Source organism: Nocardioides bruguierae (genome assembly GCF_023656415.1).
Classification (GTDB): domain Bacteria; phylum Actinomycetota; class Actinomycetes; order Propionibacteriales; family Nocardioidaceae; genus Nocardioides; species Nocardioides bruguierae.
The window spans coordinates 130,315-151,692 of sequence record NZ_JAMOIL010000002.1 but is presented as its reverse complement, the minus strand read 5'-3'; the positions used below and the strand labels follow the sequence as shown (position 1 = coordinate 151,692).

Sequence of the window (21,378 nt, the reverse complement as noted above, 5' to 3'; positions counted from 1 at the left end):
ACGGTAGTGCCGTCGACGCGGCCGGGCCGCTCCGTCCTCCGTAGACTCCGCCCCGTGGTCACGGCAGCAGAAGAGGCACAGCGGACGACGGCGGGGCTGGAGTGCCTCGAGCCGACGCTGAACGGCGCCCGCATCGAGCTCGACTACGTCGGCACGGGCCACGACGGCACCCTCACCCGCTTCACCGAGACCGTCGAGCTGCCCGGCAGCCTCGAGCACGTCGACGACGCGGTCGTGCGCCCCGTCCTGCGGCTGCTCTCGCTCGCCGCGTCGCTCAGCTACTTCAAGGCGTTCGCGCCCGGCACCATCAGCGTGCCCGGCGGCCTGACCACCGTCGAGCGCACCTTCCTGCGTGAGGTCACCCGCCACGGACTGGGCGAGTTCGCCTACGTCAACGACCTCCCGGCCGTCTTCGAGACGCCGATCGACGCCCCGGCGGCCGCACCGGTCGCGCAGCCCTGGGTGGACGAAGCGACCCCGCGGAAGGTCCTGGTGCCGGTCGGCGGGGGCAAGGACTCGGTGGTCTCCATCGAGGCGCTGCGCGAGGCCGGCTACGAGGTCGGCCTGTTCTCGGTCAACAGCTACGCCCCCATCGAGGCCACGGCCCGGGTGGCGCAGCTGCCGCTGCACACCGCCCGCCGCAAGCTCGACCCCGAGCTGTTCCGGCTCAACGCCGAGGGCGCGCCCAACGGGCACGTGCCGGTGACGGCGGTCAACAGCCTCGTCGGGCTCCTCACGGCGCTGGCGCTCGGCTTCGACACGGTCGCGTTCAGCAACGAGGCCAGCGCCTCGTTCGGCAACATCGACTGGCACGGCGTCGAGGTCAACCACCAGTGGTCGAAGGGCCTGGAGTTCGAGCGGCTGCTGCGCGGTGCCCTGCCCGCCGGCGCGCCCCGCTACGTCTCGCTGCTGCGCCCGGTCACCGAGCTGCGCATCGCGCGCCGGTTCGCCACCCGCACCGCGTACCACCCGGTCTTCACCAGCTGCAACCGCGCCTTCAAGCTCACCGAGGCCGACCGCACCTCCTGGTGCGGTGAGTGCCCGAAGTGCCGCTTCGTGTTCCTCTGCCTGAGCCCCTTCATGCCGCGCGCCGACCTCGAGGCGGTCTTCGGCGGGCGCGACCTGTTCGCCGAGGCGCTGGACCACGCCGACCGCTACGCCGGCTTCCTGGAGCTGCTCGGCAAGGAGGGCCTGGTCAAGCCGCTGGAGTGCGTCGGCGAGCCCGACGAGTGCCGCGTCGCGCTCTCGCTGGTCACCGAGAAGCCCGACTGGGCGGGCCACCCGTTCCTGGCCGAGCCCGAGGTCGTCGCGCTGCACGCGGCGCCGGGCGACGCCGAGGCCGTCCTCGCCTTCCGCGAGGGCGAGCACGCGCTCACGCCCGACCTCGAGGACGTCGCCCGTGCGGTATGAGGACCTGGCCGGCCGTGCCGTCGTCGTGTGGGGCACCGGGCGCGAGGGCCGCGCCGCCCACGCCGAGCTGACCGGCCGCGGCGTCGACGTCGTCGGCTACGCCGTCACCGGGGGCGAGGCCCCGGCCGACCTAGCCGACCTCACCGCCACCGGCGAGGCGGGCCTCGCCAGGATGCTGGCCGCCGACGTGGTGGTGAAGTCGCCGGGCGTCCCGCACACCTCGCCCGAGTACGTGGCGCTGAGGCAGGCGGGCGTCGCGGTCACCTCGCTCACCGACCTGTGGCTCTCGGCCGACCCCGACCGGGTCGTCGGCGTCACCGGCACCAAGGGCAAGAGCACGACCTCGGCCATCGTGCGGCACCTCCTGGAGGCCGCCGGCCGCACCGCCTCCCTGGTCGGCAACGGCGGCACGCCCGTCACGGCCGACGACGCGAGCGCCAGCGAGATCGCCGTCACCGAGGTCTCCAGCTACCAGGCCGCCGAGCTGTCGTCCTCGCCCCGCGTCGCCGTGGTGACCTGCCTCTACCCCGAGCACCTGCCCTGGCACGGCGGGTTCGAGGCCTACGCCGCCGACAAGCTCAACCTCCTCGCCCACGGCACCGAGCTCGTCGTCCTGCCGCACGCCCACGACGACCTTGCCGAACGGGTGCGCGCGGCCGTCGGGGAGGACACCGTGCTGGTCACCCCGGCGGACGCCGGCATCACGGTCACGGACGAGGCGGTGCGGTGGAGCGGCGTCGGCACCGTGGCCGCGGCCGACCTCCAGGTCCACGGCCGGCACAACCTCGTCAACGTCGCTCTCGCCCTCACCGCGGTGGCGCTCGGCTTCGACCTGCCCGAGGAGCAGCGTCCGGCCGTCCTCGCCGCCACGACCACGTTCGCCGCGCTGGCGCACCGCCTGGAGACCATCGCGTCCGCCGACGGCCGCCGCTGGGTGGACGACAGCCTCGCCACCGCCCCCGAGGCGGTCGTCGCCGCGCTCGGCTCCTTCGCCGGTCAGCGCGTCGCGCTGGTGCTCGGCGGCGCCGACCGCGGCCTCGACATGAGCCCGCTGCGCACCCACCTCGCCGGCCCGGCCGGCGACGACGTGCGGGTGCTCGCGATCGGCCCGGCCGGCACCCGCTGGGTGGAGGAGGGCGGCCCCGCCGTCCGCCACACCCACCTCGCCGGCACCTGGGCCGGCGCCGTCGCGGCCCTGCACGACCCCACCGGCCCGGCCGGGCCGGCCAGCACCGACGTCGTCCTGCTCTCGCCCGGCGCGCCCAGCTTCGACGAGTTCGCCAGCTACGAGGAGCGCTCCGCCGCCTTCCGCGTCGCCGCGCAGGGCTGAGCCGGCGGTGCTCACGCTCGACGGTGCGCCGGTCGACGCCGTGCCCGCCGACCTGGCGCTCTACCCCTACGGCGTCTTCACCACCCTCGTCGTGGACGACGGCACGGTGCTCGGCTGGGAGGACCACCTCGCCCGCCTCCACCGCGACGCCGCCCGGCTCTGGGGCCACGTGCTCGACCCCGACCACGTGACGGGGCTCGTGCGGGCCCACCTCGGGCGGCTGGGGGGAGCGGAGGCACGGGTCACCGTGCGCGTCACCCTGTACCCGGCCGCCTTCAGCCTGGCCGCGCCCGAGACGGCCCGGGGCTGCCGCGTGCTGGTCAGCACACGGCCGGCCGGTCCGCCGTCGTCCACCCGGGCGAACGGGATCGCCGTGGCCACGCGTGCGCACCGGCGTGCGCTGCCGGAGGTGAAGTCCACCGACCTCGTCGGCACCCTGCTGCTGCGGCGCGAGGCCCGGCTCGCCGGGCACGACGACGTGCTGCTCGTCGACGGCGAGCAGGTGCTGGAGGGCGCCACCTGGTCGGTGCTGGTGTGGCGTGGCGGTGAGGTCGCGACGCCGGACGGGCCGGTGCTGCCGAGCACCACGGTGCAGCACCTGCGGCCGGCGGTGGAGGCCCTGGGCCGCGCGCTCGTGGCGCGGCCCGTGACGTCGGCCGAGCTCGCCGAGGCGGACCTGGTGCTGGCCGTCAACGCGACCCAGCCGCACCGCCCCGTCACGGCTGTGGACGGCACGCGCCTGCGCGTCGAGGAGGACCTGCTCACCGCCGTCGCCCAGGCGTACGCGGGCCTGCGACGCCGGCCCGTCTGAGGCGGTGTCCGACCCGACCCGGCGGGAGCCCCGCGGTGCCCCCATGTGGCACCCGGTGCTCGACCGCCCGGCCGGGCCTCGTCCGTGACGGTGGACGGACCGACCCGCCCGGCACGTCGCCGCGCTCCGCCCGGAGCCCGAGCGCGGCGACGTCGTCCCGTGCCGTGCGTGGGCAGCAGCAGCCCGCCAAGGCGGCTGCACGGTGGCAGCCCCGCTGCTGCCCCCGCAGAGGCGTGGTCGGTGTCCGTCCGGTGTCCCCTCCCAGGGAGCCGGCCCGTGGGCCTGCCCGGACGCTGCCGAACCTAGGCCGCGGCGCGGCCTCGTGGCCTGCGGTTTCAGGTCTCGCGGGCCGTGGAACACCCGTCGTGCACGCGGGCGCCGCGGGCCAGCCACCACCGGGCCGCCCCGGCGCGGGTGCCGCCGGTCAGGGCCAGCTCGCCCAGCGCCGCGCGGGACGGGGCGTCGCCGGCCAGTCCCCAGGCACCGACGAGGGCGTCGGCCAGTGCGGGGTTGAGGTCGTCGATGCCGTCGGCCCGCGCCCACGGCGCGCTCGGCGAGGTGCCGGTCTGGGCCCGGAGCCGCACCGCCACGCCCTGCAGGCGCGGGTCGGGGTGGTCGAGCCACGCCGAGAGGTCCGGGACGTCGGCCCCGAGCCGCGCCCCGGCGAGCCGCCGGGTCGTCCGCCGCTGGAGGACGGGGTCGGGCTCGGCCTGGGCCTGGGCCAGGAGCGCGGCGGCCGCGGGGCCGGCGATCTCCGGGTGCACGCCGAGCAGCATGTAGCTGGTGACGGCCCGTTCCTCGTGGGCGGGGGTGCTCACGTCGTAGAGCAGCCGGGAGAGCACGGGCTGCTCCTCCAGCCCGAGGCCCTCGGTGATCCGGTGCGCGGCCCGGTCGCACTGCGCCGCCCGGGTCTCGCGCAGGGCCTCACCCGGCTCGAAGTCGGTCGGGGGAGACGGGGCCAGGCGGCGGCGGACCGAGGGGCGGGCCTCGTCCACGAGCACGGGCGGGAGGGAGCGCAGGGCGTGCGAGAGCCACTCGTGGGCGGTCGAGCCCGGCTCGGCCTGGTCGAAGGCGGCGAGCAGCGGCGCGAGGACGTGGCCCCAGACCCGCTCGGGGTCGCCGATGATCGCCATGTTGCACAGCGACAGCACGGCGCTCTCGACCACCCGGCCACGCGGGTCGTGCAGGAGCGTGCCGCACCAGGACAGGCCGGCGTCGTCGACGTGCTCGCCCACGGCACTCATCAGGTCGGCGAGGACCTGCACGTCCGGGTCGGCCACGAGCCGGCGGGCGACCTCGACCACGAGGTGTCCGTAGGGCCCGCACCGCATCAGCGACAGCGCCTCGTAGCGCGTCGGGTACCCGGGGCCGACCGCGCGGCCCATCTCGTCGGCGAGGTGGTCGAGCAGGTCCAGGGCGATCGACTCGGGCAGGCCCAGGGACTCCGGCCTGGCCAGGGCGGCCGCCCAGTCCAGCCAGGCGCCGGCCCCGGCCAGGGGCGCGGCGCGGCCACCGTCCGAGCGGCGCAGGGCGTCGAGCAGGCCCTCGGTCAGCGCGGAGACGTGCTCCACGGTCGACGGCCCCAAGGTGGGGCGGCGGTCGGACTGGCTCTCGCGCGGGAAGGTGCGGCAGGTGGCGCCGATCGCCCCGCGCAGCGCCCCGCCGGCGAGGCCGAAGCGCTCCTCGTAGGCGCGCAGCAGGGTGCCGTCGCGCAGCTCGCCGGTCTCCAGGCGGTGCAGGGTGCTGGCGGAGACGCCCAGGTCGCCGCCCACGACCCGCAGCTGCGGTGCGCCGTGCAGGAGCCGGGCCATCCGTGCCGTCCACCCCACCCGGGCCCGCACGTCGATCGCGCGCCCGGCCAACGGGGTCTCGTCCCGCAGCACCAGGTGCCGCGAGGCGGACCGCCGCTGCGTGCTCACGGGCTGACGCTAGCGCTGCACGGGCCGGTCCGAATCCCCAACAAGGAAGTCTTTACGGCCCCGACACGAGGCGGACTCGACCGGTTGCCAGGGGTCGCCCCAGGGGTGGTCGGGCACGCTGACCCCGCCCGGCACCCACTCGGCGAACCACTCGCGACCCAGCACGCGGCGCTGCAGCGGGCCGGGCAGGCCCAGCAGCAGCGCCGCCGTCCGGGGACCGCCCGTGCGCTGGCTCCCGTGCGCCTCGAGGGCGCTCAGCTTGGCGGGCAGCTGGTCGCGGACGTCGAGGCGGTGGGTGATCCGCGACCGCGGCGTGAAGGCGTCGGTCAGGTCCGGCACGCGCGGCACCGGGAGCACCCGCCCCGCGGCCCGCAGCAGGCGTGCGACGGGCAGGACCCGCTCGCGCTCCACCGTGGCCTCCAGCAGTCGAGGCGCGTCCGCCCCCAGCAGCGCGACCGCGGTGCGTGCCACCCTGTTGACCTGCACGTGGTCGGGGTGGCCGTAGCCGCCGGCGGCGTCGTAGGAGGTCAGCAGGTCGGCACCCTCCTCGCGGAGGACGGCGGCCACCTGCTCGGCCACCCGGGCAACCGGGAGCGTCGCGAACCCGCCGGCCGTCGGGGTGCCGGAGCCGCTGTCGCGGTGCCCGAGCCGGACGATGCGCGCGACCCCGAGGGCGGCTGCGGACCGGTCCAGCTCGGCCAGTCGCAGTCGGCCCAGACCGTGGGCGAGCCCGGCGTCGGCCAGCCCGGCCTCCCCGTCGGTGGCCACCACCAGCACGACCCGGTGCCCGGCGGCCGCCGCGCCGGCCAGGGTGCCGCCGGTCCACAGCGCCTCGTCGTCGGGGTGGGCGTGCAACGACACCAGCGTGCTCACCGCCCCACCTCCAGCAGCAGGGGAGCCGCCGGCAGGGGCACCCCGACCAGGGCAGCGGCCCGTGCGTACAGGACGTCGGCGCCCTGCCGCGCCCGCTGCCAGTCGAAGGCCGGCGGCGTGGTGGCGTCGTGGTGCACCATCCGTGCGCGCAGCGCGGGGTCGGTGCACAACCGGGTCACCTGGGCGGCCATGTCGATGTCGTCGGAGGCGAGCAGGCCCTCCAGACCCGGTTGGAGGAACTCGGTGACGCCCGAGGCTGCCGGGGCGACGACGGGCACCCCGGAGGAGCGTGCCTCGAGCGGGGCGATGCCGAAGGACTCGCGGTGGGCGGGGGCCAGGAAGACGTCGGCGTCGGCCAGCAACGCGCGCACGGCCGGCCGGTCGAGCGAGCCGGGCAGGGACACCCAGTCCATCCCGTGCCTGCGCAGCCGCGCCTCCACACCCCGGCGCTGGGGCCCGTCGCCGGCGATCGTGGCGCGCAGGGGCACCACGGCGGGCACCTGCTCCCGGACGCGGTGCAGCACCTCGACCAGCGGCACGGCCCGCTTCACCCGCGTCAGCCGCATGACGGCGACGAGGTGCAGGGCACGGTCGGGGTCGGGGTCGGCCTCGGGGGAGGACGTGCGGGCCAGGGCCGCGGCCGCCAGCGACGTCCAGGCGTCGGGGTCGACGGCGTTCGGCAGCACGTGCACCTCGCGCGGTGCCGCGAGCGGCGCGACGGCGTCGGCGGCGACCCGGCTCACCGCGCTCCACACGGTGTCGGTCTCGTGCAGGCGCAGCCCGTGCCGCACCAGCCAGGGCAGGGGCCCGAGGTCGGCCCACAGCGAGTGGACGGTCACCAGGGCGGGCACCCGCTCCTCGTGCGCGGCCCGGATGGCGGCGGCCGCGAGCGGTGAGAGCACCGAGGCGTGCACGTGGACGACGTCGGGGCGGTCGTGCCGCAGCCGGTGCCGCAGGTGGTCGACCAGGCCGGCGAGCCCCGCGAAGGAGAGGCCGGTCTCGCCGGCGGCGAGCCGGGTGACCTCGACGCCGTCCTGCGGACTCGTGGCGGTGTCGCCCGCGGGGGCCAGGGTGACGACGCGGACCCGGTGCCCCGCGGCGACCTGGTGCGCGGCCAGGGCCGCGACGTGCGTCTCGATGCCGCCCACCTTCGGGGCGTAGCTGTCGGCGACGTGCCAGAGGCTCCGGCCGGTCGGGCCGTTCCAGGCGGTCATCGGGAGCTCCCCTCGCCCGCGGCCAGCGCGAGCCCGTCGCGGGCCGGCGCGGCCGAGCGGCGGCCGGTGGTCCACCACCACCCGGCCAGCCACGCGCCGCCCACCGGGATCTCCAGCGCGAACGTCAGCAGCCGGTAGAGCAGGACGCCGGCGACCACCCCGACGGGGGCCCCGCCCGCGGCGACGAGCACCGTGGTCAGCCCCAGCTCCACGGGGCCAAGGCCACCCGGGGTGAGGGCCGCCAGGGTGAGCACCCGCTCGACGGCGAAGCCGGCTGCCAGACCGACCAGCGGGACGCCGGCACCGGCGACGTGCAGGCACAGGGCCAGGAGCAGGGCCAGCAGCGCGGTGTAGCCGAGCATCCCGACGCTGAGCCCGGCCCAGCGCCGGCGTGCGGTCGCGGCGGCGGTGCGACGCGTGCGCAGGACGGCCGCGCCGACACGGGGCCCGGACCGACGCAGGAGCAGCCGCTCGGCGGCGTCCAGGACCGTCGCGAGCTGGCGGGTGAGCGCGTCGGAGGCGAGCAGCGCGCCGACGACCACGACGAGACCGCCCGCCACCCCGCCGACCAGCCCGAGGCCGGGCAGTGCCAGCCCCGCCTGCAGCACGTAGAGAGCGGCGACGGCGGCGACCAGCAGCTTGGCGAGGACGTCCCAGACGTTCGTGACGACCGTGTAGGCCGCCACGTCGTGACCGGAGAAGCCCCAACGGCGGGCCACCATCGAGTTCGCCGCGACCCCCGCGGCGCCACCCAGCGGCAGCACGTTCGCGACGAAGCTGCCGGTCAGGCTGAGCGTCGCCGCCCGGCGGTGGGTGAGACCCGGCATCGCGGCCGTCAGCGTGACCGTGTGCGCAGCAAGGCCTGCCGCCCACAGGAGGACGAGGGCGACAAGCCAGAGGGCCGGCACGCCCGTGACCACGCCCAGCACCGACGCCCAGGGCACACCGGCCAGTCGCGGGGCGAGCAGGGCGACGGCAGCGATGCCAAGCGCTGCCGGCAGGCCGTGACGCAGCAGGGCCCAGCCGGCGGGCGGCCGGTCGACGGGAGGCACCTGGGCGGGCTGCCGGCCGGTGGGGAGGGGAGCGGCGGGGTGGGTCATGCCTCGACGCTCCTGCCGAGCCCCTGCACGGCACCTGACCACCGACGGTCAGGTCGCGTGCAGGTGCGGCACCGCACCGTGGGGCTGACCGACCCACCGCAGCCGCACGACCCGCGGCAGCCGACCCACGCCAGGAGCGCCCGTGCTCGACCTCGTCAACGGACTGCCCGTCCACCCGCTCGTGGTGCACGCGGTCGTCGTGCTGCTGCCCCTCGCCGTCCTCGGCGCCATCGCGGTGGCGGTGCGCCCGGCCTGGGCGCACCGTGTCGGCTGGCTGGTGGTGGCCGTGGCCGCGGTCGCCACCGTGCTGGTGCCGGTGGCGACCTCCAGCGGCGAGGCGCTCGAGCGCCGCGTCGGAGATCCCGGCGAGCACGCCGAGCTGGGCGACCAGCTGATCTGGTTCGCGCTCCCGCTGCTCGTGCTCACGATCGCCGTGGTCCTGCTCGGACGCCGGCGCGCGACCGGGGCCGCCACGCCCGGGCCGGGCTGGCTGCCGACTGCGGTGGCCGTGCTCACCGTGCTGGTCGCGCTCGCCACGGCCGTGCAGGTCTACCGTGTCGGGGAGTCCGGCGCGAGGGCGGTGTGGGGCGACGAGGTCGCGTCCGCGTCGACCCGCTGAGACACCTCGGCCCGGTGCCGGGGAGGAGAGGAGGACCGGTGGCCACCATCGGTGTCTGCGAGGACGACCCCGCCATCCGCAAGGTGCTCGTCCGCGGCCTGCGCGAGGCGGGTCACGAGACCGTCGTCGCCCACGACGGACGCGAGGCACTGACGCTGCTCGGCGCGGACTGCCCGCTGGAGGCGCTGGTGATGGACATCGGCCTGCCCGACGCGGACGGTCGCGACGTCGTCACGGCGCTCAAGGCGGCCGGGCAGCACGCCCCCGTCCTGTTCCTCACCGCGCTGGGCGGCACCCACGACCTGCTCTCCGGCTTCGCCGCCGGGGCCGACGACTACCTGGTCAAGCCGTTCGGCCTGGCCGAGCTTCTGGCGCGGCTGGACGTGCTGGTGCGACGAGGCACGGGTGGCCGCGCCGTGGTCGGCGGCCTCACCCTCGACGCCGTCGCGCACGCCGTGCGCACCGAGGCCGGCCAGGTGCTGCTGAGCCCCACCGAGTTCCGGATGCTGGCGGCGATCCTGTCCCGGCCCGGCGAGGTCGTGCGGCGTCGGACGGTCGTCGCCGCGGCCTGGCCGGACGGCGCCGAGGTCAGTGAGAACACGATCGACTCCTTCCTCCGCAAGATCCGGGCGAAGCTGGAGTCCGTCGGGTCGCCCGTGCGGATCGAGACGGTGCGCGGGGTCGGCTTCACCGCCCGCGAGCAGGGGGCCGTCGCCTGATGGGGCCGTCCCCGGCCCGGCTGCTGCCGCGGCGCCTGCGTCGTCCTGGCCTGCGCAGTCTGGGCCTGCGTGGCCAGGTGGTCGCCCTGGCGGCCTCGGTCGCCGTGCTGGTCGGGGTCGTGCTGGTGCTCGTCCTCCAGCTCGTGCTGGACCTGTCGACCAGCAGCACCGTCGACCGCGTGCTCACCGACCGCTCCGCCGCCGTGATCGCCTCCGTGCAGGCCACGTCCTCGGCCGAGGCGGGACTCGTGGTGCCCGAGGCACTGCTGGACCCGGGCGTCGTCGTCTACGACGAGGACGGCACGCGGGTGGCCGGCTCGGTGCCGCCGTCGCTGAAGAAGGTCTTCGCCGAGCTCTCCGAGGAGACCGCCACCCGGCAGGTCGACCTGGGTGACCACTACAGCGTGCTGGCCACGCCCTTCGACACCGACGCGGGCCAGGCCGTGCTCGTGGTCTCCGAGCCGAGGGCGCCGTACGAGTCGGAGGAGGGCGTCGCGTTCGTCGTCTCGGCGACGGCGGCCGTCGTCCTGGTGCTGCTGGCCGCGGGGGTGGCGGCCTGGGCGAGCGGCCGGGCCCTGGCCCCGGTGGCCGACATGGCGCGCACCGCGGAGAAGTGGAGCGAGCACGAGCTGCACCGCCGCTTCGACCTGGGCGCGCCGACCAACGAGATCCGGGCGCTCGGGCACACCCTCGACGCCCTGCTGGAGCGGGTCGCCCAGGCGATCCTGGCCGAGCAACGGCTCACCGCCGAGCTCGCGCACGAGCTCCGCACGCCGCTGACCAGCCTCCAGGTCACCGCCGAGCTGGCCGCGGCCCGCAACGACCTCGACGAGCAGCTGCGCGAGGACCTCGACGACATCCTGCTGGCCGCGCGCACGATGGGGGCCACCATCACCGTGCTCCTCGACGTCGCACGTGCCCAGGCGTCCGGCCTCGACGCCGTCGTGCCCGCACGGCAGGTGCTCGAGGACGCGGTGCGCCGCTACGTCCTCACCGCCGCCACGACCCTGGACCTGCCCGACGGCCTCGTGCTCGACGTGCCGCACGAGCTGGCGGTCCGGGCGCTGGCACCGGTGCTGGCCAACGCGGACCGGCACGGCTCGCAGGTCGTGGTGACGGCGACGGTCGAGCCCGGCCGCGTGCACCTCGACGTCGCGGACGACGGCACGGGTGTCGACGCGGACGTGGCGGCCGACCTGTTCACGCCGGGGCGCTCCGGCAGCGGAGGAGCCGGCCTGGGCCTGCCGCTGGCGCGCCGCGTCGCCCGCTCGGCCGGCGGCGATGTGCTGCTCCGCCCGGGCCCGGACGGCGCGCGGGAACGCGGAGGAGCGGTGGCCGGAGCGGCCACGGGTGCGGTGTTCCGCGTCACGCTGCCCGGCCGCGCGAGCGTGCGCGAGCCCTGAACCGACCGCCGCTCACCCGGGCGGTCAGGTGACGTGCAGGCTCGGCGAGGCAGGTTCGAGGGGTGACGACGACCAGCACGGAAGCACGCAGACCGGCCACGGGCGGGACGCGCACGACCCGCGCCGTCGCCGTCGTCCCCACCTACCAGGAGGCCGCGACCGTCGACACCGTGCTCGACCGGCTGCTCGGCCTCGACCTGCCCGACGGCACCAGCCTGGACGTGCTGGTCGTCGACGACTCCAGCCCCGACGGCACCGGTGATCGGGTGCTGGCCCGGGCGGACCTCGACGACCGCGTCCGGCTGCTCTCCCGCACCGGCCGCGAGGGTCTGGGCGCGGCCTACCGGGCCGGGTTCGCGGCGGCGCTGGAGGCCGGCTACGACGCCGTCGTCCAGCTCGACGCCGACGGCTCGCACCCGGCCGCGGCCGTGCCTGCGATGCTCGCCCGCCTGGCCGCGGGGGAGGCGGACGTCGTCATCGGCTCCCGCTACGTCGCCGGCGGCGGGACCGAGGGCTGGCCGTGGCAGCGTCGTGCGCTGTCGGGGGCCGCCAACCTCTACGCGCGCGGCGTGCTGCGCCTGTGCACGCACGACGCCACGGCCGGCTTCCGCGCCTGGACGGCCGACGCCGTCCGCCGCACCGGCGTGCTGACCAGCCGCGCCGACGGCTACGGCTTCCAGGTCGAGAACACCTGGCACGCCGAACGGGCCGGCCTGCGCGTCGTCGAGCACCCGATCACCTTCGTCGACCGCACCGAGGGCGACTCCAAGATGAGCGTTCGGACGGCGCTCGAGGCCGTCCGGCTGATCGCCGGCTGGGGCGCGGCGTCCGTGCCCGTGGCGGTGTGGGTGGGCGTGCTCGCGGTGCTCACGGCCCTGGCCCGCCTGCCGTTCCTCACCACCGCCCTCACCTCCGACGAGGGCGGGTTCCTCATGGTCGCGGCCCAGTGGTCGCCGGGCTCCTCGCTCTACGGCGACTACTGGGTCGACCGGCCTCCGCTGATCGTCGCGATCTTCGGGCTCGCCCACCTGCTCGGCACGGCCGGCGGCGGGTGGCTGGGGGAGACGATCGCCCTCCGACTGCTCGGCCTCGTCTGGGCCGCGGCTGCCGTCGTCCTCGCCGGCGCGCTGGGGGCAGCGCTGGCGCGGCGGTCTCGAGGCTCGGCCGTGGCCGGCCTCGCACCTCGACCACCGGAGACGGGCGAGGAGCCTCGAGACCGCCGCGCCGGCACGGCCCGGCTGCTGCCCCTGCTCCTGGCCACGCTGACGGCCGCGCTCGTGACCAGCCCCCTGTTCGGTGCCGACCAGGTCGACGGCGAGCTGCTCGCGCTGCCGTTCGTGCTGGCGGGGCTGCTGGCCGTCGTCCGCACCTGGAGCGCCCGGTCGCGGACGACGTCGGTCGGGTGGTGGCTGCTCACGGGCGTCTGCGCCGTCGCCGCGCCGGCGGTGAAGCAGAACATGCTGGGCGTCGCCCTGGCCGCCGCGGTCTCCCTCCTCGTCCTGGCCTCCCGCGGCCACCGGCGTGCGGCGCTGCGCGGGCTGCTGGCCTGCGGCGCGGCCCTCCTGGTGACCCTCGGGGCGCTGCTGGCCGTCGCGGCCTGGCGCGGCACCGACCCCGCCGGCCTGTGGGAGGCCGTGGTCACGTTCCGGCTGCAGGCGTCCGCCGTCATCTCCTCCTCGGCCTCGTCGGCCACCCCGGCCCGCGCGCGGGCGCTGCTGCTGGCAGCGGTCGCCAGCGGAGCGGTGCTGCTGCCGCTGCTGGCCGTGGCGGCGAGCGCGACGTCCCGGGTGCGCCCCGTTCGGGGAGGCGTGCCGCTGGGCCTGCTCGCGCTGGTGGTGACGGGCTGGGAGACGCTCGGCGTCCTGCTCGGCGGCAGCTACTGGCACCACTACCTGGTCGGGACGATCCCGGGGCTGCTGCTGTGCGCGGCCGTGGTCGTCGAGCAGCGGCCGCAGGTCCAGGAGCCGGGCTGGGCACGGCGCGCCCTCGTGGGCGTGGTCGCCTACGCCGCCGTGGTGACCATGGTGGCGCTGCCGATCGCGACGGTGATGACGCACCGACCCACCTCGGAGACGGCCGTGACCGCTTACCTCGCGGCGCACGCCCGCCCGGGGGACACCGGTGTCACCGCCTTCGGCGACCCGCAGCTGCTGCACGGCGTCGGGCTCACCAGTCCGTACGAGGAGCTGTGGAGCCTGCCGGCGCGGGTGCGCGACCCCGGGCTGACCGAGCTGACCGCCGTCCTGCGCGACGACAGCCCGACCTGGGTCGTGACCACCGGGACCGACATCGCGACCTGGGGCGTGGACGCCACCACTGCCGACAGGGTCCTGGCCTCCCGCTACCGGCTGGTCGACACCGAGGGCGACTGGTCCGTGTACCGGCTCGACGGCTGACCTCCGCTCAGGTGCACCGACGTAGGCTCGCAGCACGACTGCAGGCGTCCGGTTCATCCTTGATCCTGGTCCGGCAGCAACCACGAGGTGGTGGCGAGTGACCTCGCAGCCCGATCCCGTCCGTCTGGTCCTGCACGAGGGGACGCCCTCACGAGCGACGGGAGTGTGGTGGCCCTCCGGTCGCTCGCTGGCCGAGGCGCTCCCGGACCTGTTCGACCAGTGGCCCGAGGACGGCAGTCGCATCGTCCGCGTGCTCTTCTCACCCCCTGACTGGGACGACCGGCCGCGGTCGGTACCCATCCGCGGCGGACGCGTGAAGACGGGGTGCTTCCCCATGGACGACACGCGCACGCTCGTGGTCACCACTCTCGAGGGCCGGCGCTACCACCTGCGCGTGGTGCCGCCCGACGCCTCGCCCGCCGAGGCAGCAGCCAGCATGACCACCTCGGCGGTCTGAGCGACGGGTCGGACACGCCGGGTCGCCTCGCCGGCACCCGTTGTTCACCCGGTTGCGCCAGGATCCTCCGCGTCCGTGACGCTCGCGGACGCGGAGAGGGGACAGGTGACCGAGGAGCAGGCCGCGCACAGGAGCACGGGCGGGACGACGGGCGACCCACTGCGCGCCGGCGACCGCGCCCCCGCGACCCGGACCCTGATCGACGTCCTGCACGCCACCACGGCGGGTGCCCCCGACGCCGTCGCGCTCCACGCCGGCACCGAGCAGCTCACCTACGCCGAGATGATGGAGGCCGCGACCACGCTGGCCGAGGAGCTGGCCGGGCTCGGCATCGGACCCGACGACAAGGTCGGCGTCCGCGTGCCGAGTGGCACCACCGACCTCTACCTCGCGATCGTCGGCACCCTGCTCGCCGGAGCCGCCTACGTGCCGGTCGACGTCGACGACCCCGACGAGCGCGCCCGCCTGGTGTTCGGCGAGGCCAGGGTCGCGGGGATCATCGGTGCCGACCTGCAGGTCGAGGTCCGCGACGCCGCCGGCCGCGAGCCGCGCGAGCGTGTCGACCCCATGCCCGAGGACGACGCCTGGGTCATCTTCACCTCCGGCTCCACCGGCACCCCCAAGGGCGTCGCCGTCCGGCACCGCAACGCCGCCGCCTTCGTGGACGCCGAGGCGCACCTGTTCCTCCAGGACGCACCGCTCGGCCCCGACGACCGGGTGATGGCCGGCCTCTCGGTCGCCTTCGACGCCTCCTGCGAGGAGATGTGGCTGGCCTGGCGCTACGGCGGCACCCTCGTGCCCGCACCCCGCGCGCTGGTGAAGTCGGGCATGGACGTCGGCCCCTGGCTGGTCGCCAACGACATCACCGTCGTCTCCACCGTGCCCACGCTCGTCAGCCTGTGGCCCGACGAGGCGTTGGAGAAGGTCCGCCTGCTCATCACCGGCGGCGAGGCGTTCCCCGCTCAGCTCGCCGGGCGGCTCGTGCGCCCCGGACGCGAGGTGTGGAACACCTACGGCCCCACCGAGGCGACCGTCGTCGCGTGCGGCGCGCTGGTGGAGGCCGAGGGCCCGATCCGCATCGGCCTGCCCCTGGACGGCTGGGACCTCGCCGTCGTCGACACGGACGGCCAGGAGGTCGCCGAGGGGGAGACGGGCGAGCTGATCATCGGCGGCGTCGGCCTCGCCCGCTACCTCGACCCGGCCAAGGACGCCGAGAAGTACGCCCCGATGCCGAGCCTCGGCTGGGACCGGGCCTACCGCTCGGGCGACCTGGTGGTGAAGGACTCCACCGGTCTGCTGTTCGGCGGCCGCGCCGACGACCAGGTCAAGCTCGGCGGACGTCGGATCGAGCTGGGCGAGATCGACGCCGCGCTGCTCGCCCAGACCGGCGTGCTCGGCGCTGCCGCGGCCGTGCGTCGCTCCAAGGCCGGCAACCAGCTGCTGGTGGGCTACGTCGTCGTGGACGAGCGGTTCGACGCCGCGTCCGCCCTCGAGCGCCTGCGCGCCGCGCTGCCCGCCGCCCTCGTGCCCCGCCTGGCCCAGGTCGACGACCTGCCCACCCGCACCTCCGGCAAGGTCGACCGCGACGCGCTGCCGTGGCCGCTCGAGCGCCGGGCGGGGGCGTCCGAGGCCGCCGCGGGCGACCTGGAGGGGACCGCCGCTCGTGTGGCCGAGGTCTTCGCCGACGTGCTCGGTGCCGGGCCGGAACGCGGCACCGACGACTTCTTCGACCTCGGAGGAGGCTCGCTGGCCGCGGCCCAGGTGATCGGCCTGCTGCGCCGCGAGCACCCCGAGATCACGGTCGGCGACCTCTACGACCACCCGACGGTCGCCGGCCTGGCCGGCTACCTGGACTCCCTGGCCAGCCCCGCCAATCTCGCCGACCGCGACGTCCCGCCGATCCCGCGCAAGACCCAGGCCGGGCAGGTGGCGGCCCTCGTCGGCCTCCGCGCGCTGGCCGCCCCGCGCTACCTCACCTGGACGCTGCTCGCCGCCGCGGCCGGCCACCTGCTGGGCGTGACGGCGCTGCCGCTCGCGCCGTGGTGGCTGCTGGTCGTCGGCACGCTGGTCTTCCTGACCCCGCCCGGCCGGATGCTCCTCGGCGCCGGCCTGGCCCGGCTCCTGCTGCGGGGCGTCGCGCCCGGCCGCTACCCGCGCGGCGGTCAGGTGCACCTGCGGCTGTGGGTCGCCGAGCGCGCCGTCGACCAGGTCGGCGCCACCGCGCTCACCGGCGCCCCCTTCATGACCTGGTACGCCCGGCTGCTGGGCGCCCGGGTCGGCAAGGACGTCGACCTGCACTCCCTGCCTCCCGTGACCGGCTTCCTCACCCTCGGCAAGGGCGCCTCCATCGAGCCGGAGGTCGACCTGACCGGCGCGTGGATCGACGGCGACGTCCTGCACCTCGGCGACGTGCGCGTGGGCAAGCGGGCCCGGGTCGGCACCCGCTCCAGCCTCCTGCCCGGCGCGGACGTGGGGGAGGAGGCCGAGATCGCGCCCGGCTCCGCCGTGTTCGGCCGGGTGCCGGCCGGTGAGTTCTGGTCCGGCGCCCCCGCGGTCAAGATGCGCAAGCGGGCCCGCGGCCCGTGGGACAACCGCCCGTCCTCCAGCCGCGCCTGGGTCGCCGCGTACGGCGCGACCGGCCTGTTCATCGGCCTGCTGCCGGCGCTCGCGACGGCGCTGGCCGGGCTCGTCGTCCTGGCCGTCTCCGGGGTCCGGGAGGCCGGCACCACCGGCGCCGCGCTCGGCACCCTGCTGGCCTGGCTGGTGCCCGGGGCGCTGATCGGGATCGTGCTCCTCGCGCTGGCCGTCCTCGCGCTCGTCCGGGCCTGCGGTGCCGGCCTGGCGGCCGGGGTCTACCCGGTCCGCAGCAGCGAGGCGCTGCGGGTCTGGGCGACGGTCCGGGCCCTCGACGAGGCACGGACCTGGCTGTTCCCGCTGTACTCCAGCCAGCTCACGCCCGTGTGGCTGCGCCTGCTCGGTGCCCGCATCGGCGAGGACGTCGAGGCGTCCACCGTGCTGATGGTGCCCGCGATGGCGAGCGTGGGCGACGGGGCGTTCCTCGCCGACGACACCCTCATCGGCGGCTACGAGCTGGGCGGCGGCTGGCTGCGCGTGGAGCGGGTGAAGGTCGGCAAGCGCGGCTTCGTCGGCAACTCCGGCATGGCCGCCCCCGGCCGCAAGGTCCCCAAGCACAGCCTCGTCGCGGTACTCTCGGCCGCGCCCCGACGCAAGACCGCCGAGAAGGGCGAGTCCTGGGTCGGCTCGCCGCCGGCACCGCTGCGCCGGGCGGCGGAGGAGTCCGACGACTCCCGCACCTACGCCCCCTCCCGCGCGCTCAAGTTGGCACGCGGCTGCTGGGAGGCCGCCCGCGTGCTCCCGGTGCTGCTCGGGGTGCTGCTGCACGCGGCCGTGGCCTCGACCGCGCTGCTGGCGTGGATGCACGGCGGCTGGTGGCAGGCGGTCCTGGTCACCGTCGCCGGCCTGGTCGTCGCCGGACTCGTGGCGGCCGCCTCGGCGACCGTGGCGAAGTGGCTGCTGGTCGGCCGGCACCGGGTCGGGACGCACCCGTTGTGGAGCTCCTTCGTGTGGCGCAACGAGCTGGCCGACACGTTCGTGGAGTCCGTCGCCGCCCCCTGGTTCGCGCGTCTGGCCACCGGCAGCCCGCTCCTCACGCTGTGGTTCCGCTCGCTGGGCACCACCGTGGGCCGCGGTGTGTGGTGCGAGAGCTACTGGCTGCCCGAGACCGACCTGGTCACGCTCGGTGACGGGGCGGTCGTCAACGCCGGCACCGTGGTGCAGACGCACCTCTTCCACGACCGGGTGCTGGCCTGCGACACCGTGACCCTGGAGGCGGGCGCCACGCTCGGCCCGAACTCGGTGATCCTGCCCGCGGCCGCGATCGGGCGGCACGCTACGGTCGGGCCCGTGTCGCTGGTGATGAGGGGCGAGAGCCTGCCTGACAAGACGGTGTGGATCGGCAATCCCATCGGCCCCTGGGTCGTGTCATGAGGGTCCTCTCGTGATGGGTCTGCCCACCGCCGACGACTACCTGCCCGGGCACGGCGACCCCTCGTTCGCGGTCCGCCACTACGACCTGGACCTCACCTACGCCGTCGAGAGCAACCGGCTCGAGGGACGCGCCACCCTCGACGTCGAGGTGCTCGAGGAGACCGACCGTCTGGTCCTCGACCTCGCGCACCTCGCCGCGCAGAAGGTGAAGCTCGCCGCCGGCTGGGCCAGCGACAAGACGAGCCGCAAGAAGCGCGGGCCGGCGCTGAAGAAGTTCTCCGCCCGGTCGCACCGTCTCGTGCTGGCGCTGGACGACGACGTGGAGACCGGCACCCGGCTCACCGTCACCGTCGGCTACTCCGGTCATCCCAAGCCCCTGGTCACGCGGCACCTCGGTGACGCGGGCTGGGAGGAGCTGACGGACGGCGTCATCGTCGCCGCCCAGCCGCACGGCTCGCCCACGTGGTTCCCGTGCAACGACCGCCCCGACGACAAGGCCACCTACCGGCTCTCCCTCACCGTCACCGCGGGCTACCGCGTCGAGGCCAACGGCGAGCTCGCCAAGCACACCCGCCGCGGCTCCTCGGAGACCTGGGTGTGGGAGCAGAAGCAGCCGATGGCCACCTACCTGGCCACCGTGCAGATCGGCCGCTACCGGGACTGGAAGCTCCCCGGCAAGCCCGCCTCCGGCGTGCCGGTCTCCGTGGTCGCGGGCGACCTCGACCGGGCGGCGTTCCACGACGCCTTCGGCCGCCAGCACGAGATGGTGGACGTCTTCGAGGAGCACTTCGGGCCCTACCCGTTCGACTCCTACCGGGTCGTGGTCACCGACGACGACCTGGAGATCCCGCTGGAGTCCCAGACGCTCTCCACGTTCGGTCGCAACCTCGTCCGCGGCGACTGGGACGCGACCCGGCTGATCGCCCACGAGCTCGCCCACCAGTGGTTCGGCAACGCCGTGACGCTGCGGGACTGGAAGGACATCTGGCTGCACGAGGGTTTCGCCTGCTACTCGGAGTGGGTGTGGTCGGAGGCCTCCGGCGGACCCACCGCCGCCCAGCAGGCCGCCCGCTACTACGGCGGCCTGGAGGAGAAGCCCGAGGACCTGCTGCTGGTCAACCCCGGCGCCGACCTGATGTTCGACGACCGGGTCTACAAGCGCGGCGCGCTCACCCTGCACGCCCTGCGGGTGGAGGTCGGCGACAAGCGCTTCTTCGCCATGCTCCGCGCCTGGGTGAAGGACTTCGCCGGTGCCTCGGTCACCACCGAGGACTTCCTCGCCCACGCGAGCAAGGAGACGGGCGTCAACGCCTCCGTCCTGCTGCGGCCCTGGCTGCACGAGACGGACCTCCCGCCCTTCCCCCAGTGAGCTAGGCCGGTGGTCGAGGAGGGGCCGATGGTCGAGGAAGGACGAAGTCCTGTCGCGAGACCGAGGCCGATGACCGTCGAGGTCCGCGCCCTGACGCTCCCCGGCACCCCACGCGCCGCGATGCGAGCGGCAGCAGCGGAGGCCTGGCCGGGGCTGCTCCGCCTGTGCGCGCACTGCGGGTCGAGCGACCACGGCCGCCCGCGGCACCCCGACGGCCGGCTCTGCTCCCTGGCCTACGCGCCGGGCCTCGCGCTGCTGGCCACCGCCGAGGACGGCCGGGCGGTGGGCGTCGACGCCGAGCCCGACGACGCGGCCGCGCCCGACCTGCCCGGCATCGGTGCACTGCCCGACTGGGTGCGGCTCGAGGCCGTCCTCAAGGCGACGGGGGAGGGCCTGCGGCGCGGCCCGGGCACGGTGCCCGCGGGCCTCGGCCGGGAGGCCGACGTCCCCCTACCCGGGTACGTGGCGAGGGTGGTGCTGCTGGACGCGGTGCCCCGGGTGCGGCTGGTGCCTGCGGCGGATTAGCCGCTCGCGCCGCGCGGGGAGGGCACGAGGAGCCGCGCAAAGCGCCGCTCACCGCAGCCGACCTCGCCCGCAACGTGCGGCGGCGAGGGTGCGGGCACCGGGCCGGACGGTCCCGGCGTCCCCACCTCGCAAGGAGCACATCCATGTTTCACCTCGGCTGGTTCCTCGACGGCTTCCGTGTGCCGTCGTGGAACCGGGAGTGGTCCGGCACCTCCGACACCGCCTGGCTCGACGGCGGCTTCTACGTCGACCTCGCCCGCACGCTCGAGCGCGGCCGATTCGACTACCTGATGATCGAGGACAGCAACTACGTCCCCGACGTCTACGGCGGCTCGATGGACGTCTACCTCAAGTGGGGCCAGCGCGCGCCCAAGCACGACCCGACCGTGCTCGCGACCCTGGTGGGCGCGGCCACGCAGCACCTCGGCGTCATCGCCACGGTGGCGACCTCCGAGGTCGAGCCGTTCCGCCTCGCGCGCCTGATGCAGACGCTCGACCACACCACCCACGGCCGGATCGGGTGGAACGTCGTCACCGGCTCCAACGACCGCGCGGCGCAGAACTTCGGCCACGACGGCCAGGCCCGCCACGACGACCGCTACGACATGGCCGACGACTTCATCGCCGCGGTTCGGGCGCTGTGGGACTCCTGGGGCGAGGACGCCGTCGTGATGGACCGCGAGTCCGGGGTCTACGTCGACGCCTCGCAGGTCAGCGTGCCCGAGCACGACGGTCCGCACTACCGCACGCGGGGGCCGCTCAACACGATCCCGGGGCCGCAGGGCCACCCGGTGCTGGTGCAGGCCGGCGTCTCCCCGCGCGGGCAGCGGTTCTCGGCCAAGCACGCCGACACGATCATCGCCACCGGCTCGAGCATTGCCGACATGAAGCGCCTGCGCGAGAGCATCCGGGCGCACGCGGCCGACCAGGGGCGCGACCCCGACGACATCAAGGTGATGTTCCTGGTCGAGCCGATCCTGGGGGAGTCCGACACCATCGCCCGGGAGAAGGCGCGCCTGGCCGTCGAGGAGCGGGACCGGTTCATCGACTTCGGCCTCTCCAGCCTCGCCAGCGTCACGACCACCGACTTCTCGCAGTTCGACCTCGACGAGCCACTGCCCGAGGACCTCACCACCAACGGCCACCAGGGCCAGCTCCACGACATGGTGAGCTAGCGCCGTCCGCTGCGTGAGCTGGCCGTCGGCGCGTGGGCGGGTGCGGACGA

At 75.7% G+C, this 21,378-nt stretch carries 16 protein-coding genes; 12 read left to right on the top strand and 4 right to left on the bottom strand.

Annotation, left to right across the window (positions count from 1 at the left end):
• The first annotated feature begins 54 nt into the window (after positions 1-54).
• The 3 genes from M8330_RS03150 to M8330_RS03140 are packed head-to-tail and all read left to right on the top strand — an operon-like array spanning position 55 to position 3,551.
• The gene (locus tag M8330_RS03150; RefSeq protein WP_250826156.1) at positions 55-1,410 is read left to right on the top strand and encodes a MurL-like N-terminal domain-containing; all 1,356 of its coding nucleotides are present in this window, start codon (positions 55-57) and stop codon (positions 1,408-1,410) included.
• A complete protein-coding gene (gene murD / locus M8330_RS03145) occupies positions 1,400-2,740 on the top strand; it encodes a UDP-N-acetylmuramoyl-L-alanine--D-glutamate ligase (RefSeq protein ID WP_250826155.1) in 1,341 nt (446 codons plus the stop codon). Before M8330_RS03150 ends, murD begins: the two co-directional genes overlap by 11 nt.
• A 7-nt stretch (positions 2,741-2,747) precedes the next feature.
• Entirely contained in the window at positions 2,748-3,551 is an 804-nt protein-coding gene (locus M8330_RS03140) for an aminotransferase class IV (protein ID WP_250826154.1), read from the top strand.
• A gap of 335 nt (positions 3,552-3,886) precedes the next feature.
• Here the strand turns inward: M8330_RS03140 and M8330_RS03135 are convergent, their stop codons facing one another.
• From M8330_RS03135 to M8330_RS03120, 4 genes are read right to left on the bottom strand one after another with little or no spacing between them, the layout of a single operon-like run.
• Positions 3,887-5,470 carry a hypothetical protein gene (locus M8330_RS03135; protein WP_250826153.1) on the bottom strand — a complete coding sequence of 528 codons (1,584 nt, stop codon included), beginning with the start codon at positions 5,468-5,470 and terminating at the stop codon, positions 3,887-3,889.
• A gap of 9 nt (positions 5,471-5,479) precedes the next feature.
• The gene (locus M8330_RS03130; protein WP_250826152.1) at positions 5,480-6,343 is read right to left on the bottom strand and encodes a PIG-L deacetylase family protein; all 864 of its coding nucleotides are present in this window, start codon (positions 6,341-6,343) and stop codon (positions 5,480-5,482) included.
• Complete coding sequence (locus tag M8330_RS03125; RefSeq protein ID WP_250826151.1) at positions 6,340-7,557, bottom strand: glycosyltransferase family 4 protein; 1,218 nt, start codon at positions 7,555-7,557, stop codon at positions 6,340-6,342. The genes M8330_RS03130 and M8330_RS03125 overlap by 4 nt, the downstream gene beginning before the upstream one ends.
• Complete coding sequence (locus M8330_RS03120; RefSeq protein ID WP_250826150.1) at positions 7,554-8,657, bottom strand: lysylphosphatidylglycerol synthase domain-containing protein; 1,104 nt, start codon at positions 8,655-8,657, stop codon at positions 7,554-7,556. Before M8330_RS03120 ends, M8330_RS03125 begins: the two co-directional genes overlap by 4 nt.
• A gap of 142 nt (positions 8,658-8,799) precedes the next feature.
• On the opposite strand from M8330_RS03120, the gene M8330_RS03115 reads away from it, so the two are divergent.
• The 9 genes from M8330_RS03115 to M8330_RS03075 all read left to right on the top strand — a co-directional run bounded on the left by M8330_RS03115 (position 8,800) and on the right by M8330_RS03075 (position 21,328).
• Positions 8,800-9,276: a DUF2231 domain-containing protein gene (locus M8330_RS03115; RefSeq protein ID WP_250826149.1), complete on the top strand. Its 477-nt coding sequence runs from the start codon at positions 8,800-8,802 to the stop codon at positions 9,274-9,276.
• Positions 9,277-9,314: 38 nt separating this feature from the next.
• On the top strand, positions 9,315-9,995 hold the full coding sequence (locus tag M8330_RS03110) for a response regulator transcription factor (protein WP_250052800.1): 681 nt from the start codon (positions 9,315-9,317) through the stop codon (positions 9,993-9,995).
• The gene (locus M8330_RS03105; RefSeq protein ID WP_250826148.1) at positions 9,995-11,398 is read left to right on the top strand and encodes a sensor histidine kinase; all 1,404 of its coding nucleotides are present in this window, start codon (positions 9,995-9,997) and stop codon (positions 11,396-11,398) included. Before M8330_RS03110 ends, M8330_RS03105 begins: the two co-directional genes overlap by 1 nt.
• 62 nt (positions 11,399-11,460) lie before the next feature.
• A complete protein-coding gene (locus tag M8330_RS03100) occupies positions 11,461-13,794 on the top strand; it encodes a glycosyltransferase (protein WP_250826147.1) in 2,334 nt (777 codons plus the stop codon).
• A 97-nt stretch (positions 13,795-13,891) separates the two neighbouring features.
• A complete protein-coding gene (locus M8330_RS03095) occupies positions 13,892-14,251 on the top strand; it encodes a DUF5994 family protein (RefSeq protein WP_308195966.1) in 360 nt (119 codons plus the stop codon).
• Positions 14,252-14,356: 105 nt separating this feature from the next.
• Positions 14,357-18,259, top strand: coding sequence for a Pls/PosA family non-ribosomal peptide synthetase (locus M8330_RS03090; RefSeq protein WP_250826146.1), 3,903 nt, complete (start codon positions 14,357-14,359; stop codon positions 18,257-18,259).
• A gap of 13 nt (positions 18,260-18,272) precedes the next feature.
• Positions 18,273-19,628 carry a M1 family metallopeptidase gene (locus tag M8330_RS03085; RefSeq protein ID WP_250826145.1) on the top strand — a complete coding sequence of 452 codons (1,356 nt, stop codon included), beginning with the start codon at positions 18,273-18,275 and terminating at the stop codon, positions 19,626-19,628.
• A gap of 69 nt (positions 19,629-19,697) precedes the next feature.
• Positions 19,698-20,153 (top strand): 4'-phosphopantetheinyl transferase family protein, encoded by a 456-nt coding sequence (locus tag M8330_RS03080; protein WP_250826144.1) that lies wholly within the window; start codon positions 19,698-19,700, stop codon positions 20,151-20,153.
• 143 nt (positions 20,154-20,296) lie between these two features.
• On the top strand, positions 20,297-21,328 hold the full coding sequence (locus M8330_RS03075) for an NtaA/DmoA family FMN-dependent monooxygenase (RefSeq protein WP_250826143.1): 1,032 nt from the start codon (positions 20,297-20,299) through the stop codon (positions 21,326-21,328).
• Positions 21,329-21,378: the final 50 nt, after the last annotated feature.

Bases quoted from the DNA above. Each gene is read 5' to 3' on its own strand.
- M8330_RS03125 (WP_250826151.1), bottom strand. From the start codon at position 7,557: ATGACCGCCTGGAACGGCCCGACCGGCCGGAGCCTCTGGCACGTCGCC.
- M8330_RS03120 (WP_250826150.1), bottom strand. From the start codon at position 8,657: ATGACCCACCCCGCCGCTCCCCTCCCCACCGGCCGGCAGCCCGCCCAG.
- M8330_RS03105 (WP_250826148.1), top strand. From the start codon at position 9,995: ATGGGGCCGTCCCCGGCCCGGCTGCTGCCGCGGCGCCTGCGTCGTCCT.
- M8330_RS03085 (WP_250826145.1), top strand. From the start codon at position 18,273: ATGGGTCTGCCCACCGCCGACGACTACCTGCCCGGGCACGGCGACCCC.
- M8330_RS03080 (WP_250826144.1), top strand. From the start codon at position 19,698: ATGACCGTCGAGGTCCGCGCCCTGACGCTCCCCGGCACCCCACGCGCC.
- M8330_RS03075 (WP_250826143.1), top strand. From the start codon at position 20,297: ATGTTTCACCTCGGCTGGTTCCTCGACGGCTTCCGTGTGCCGTCGTGG.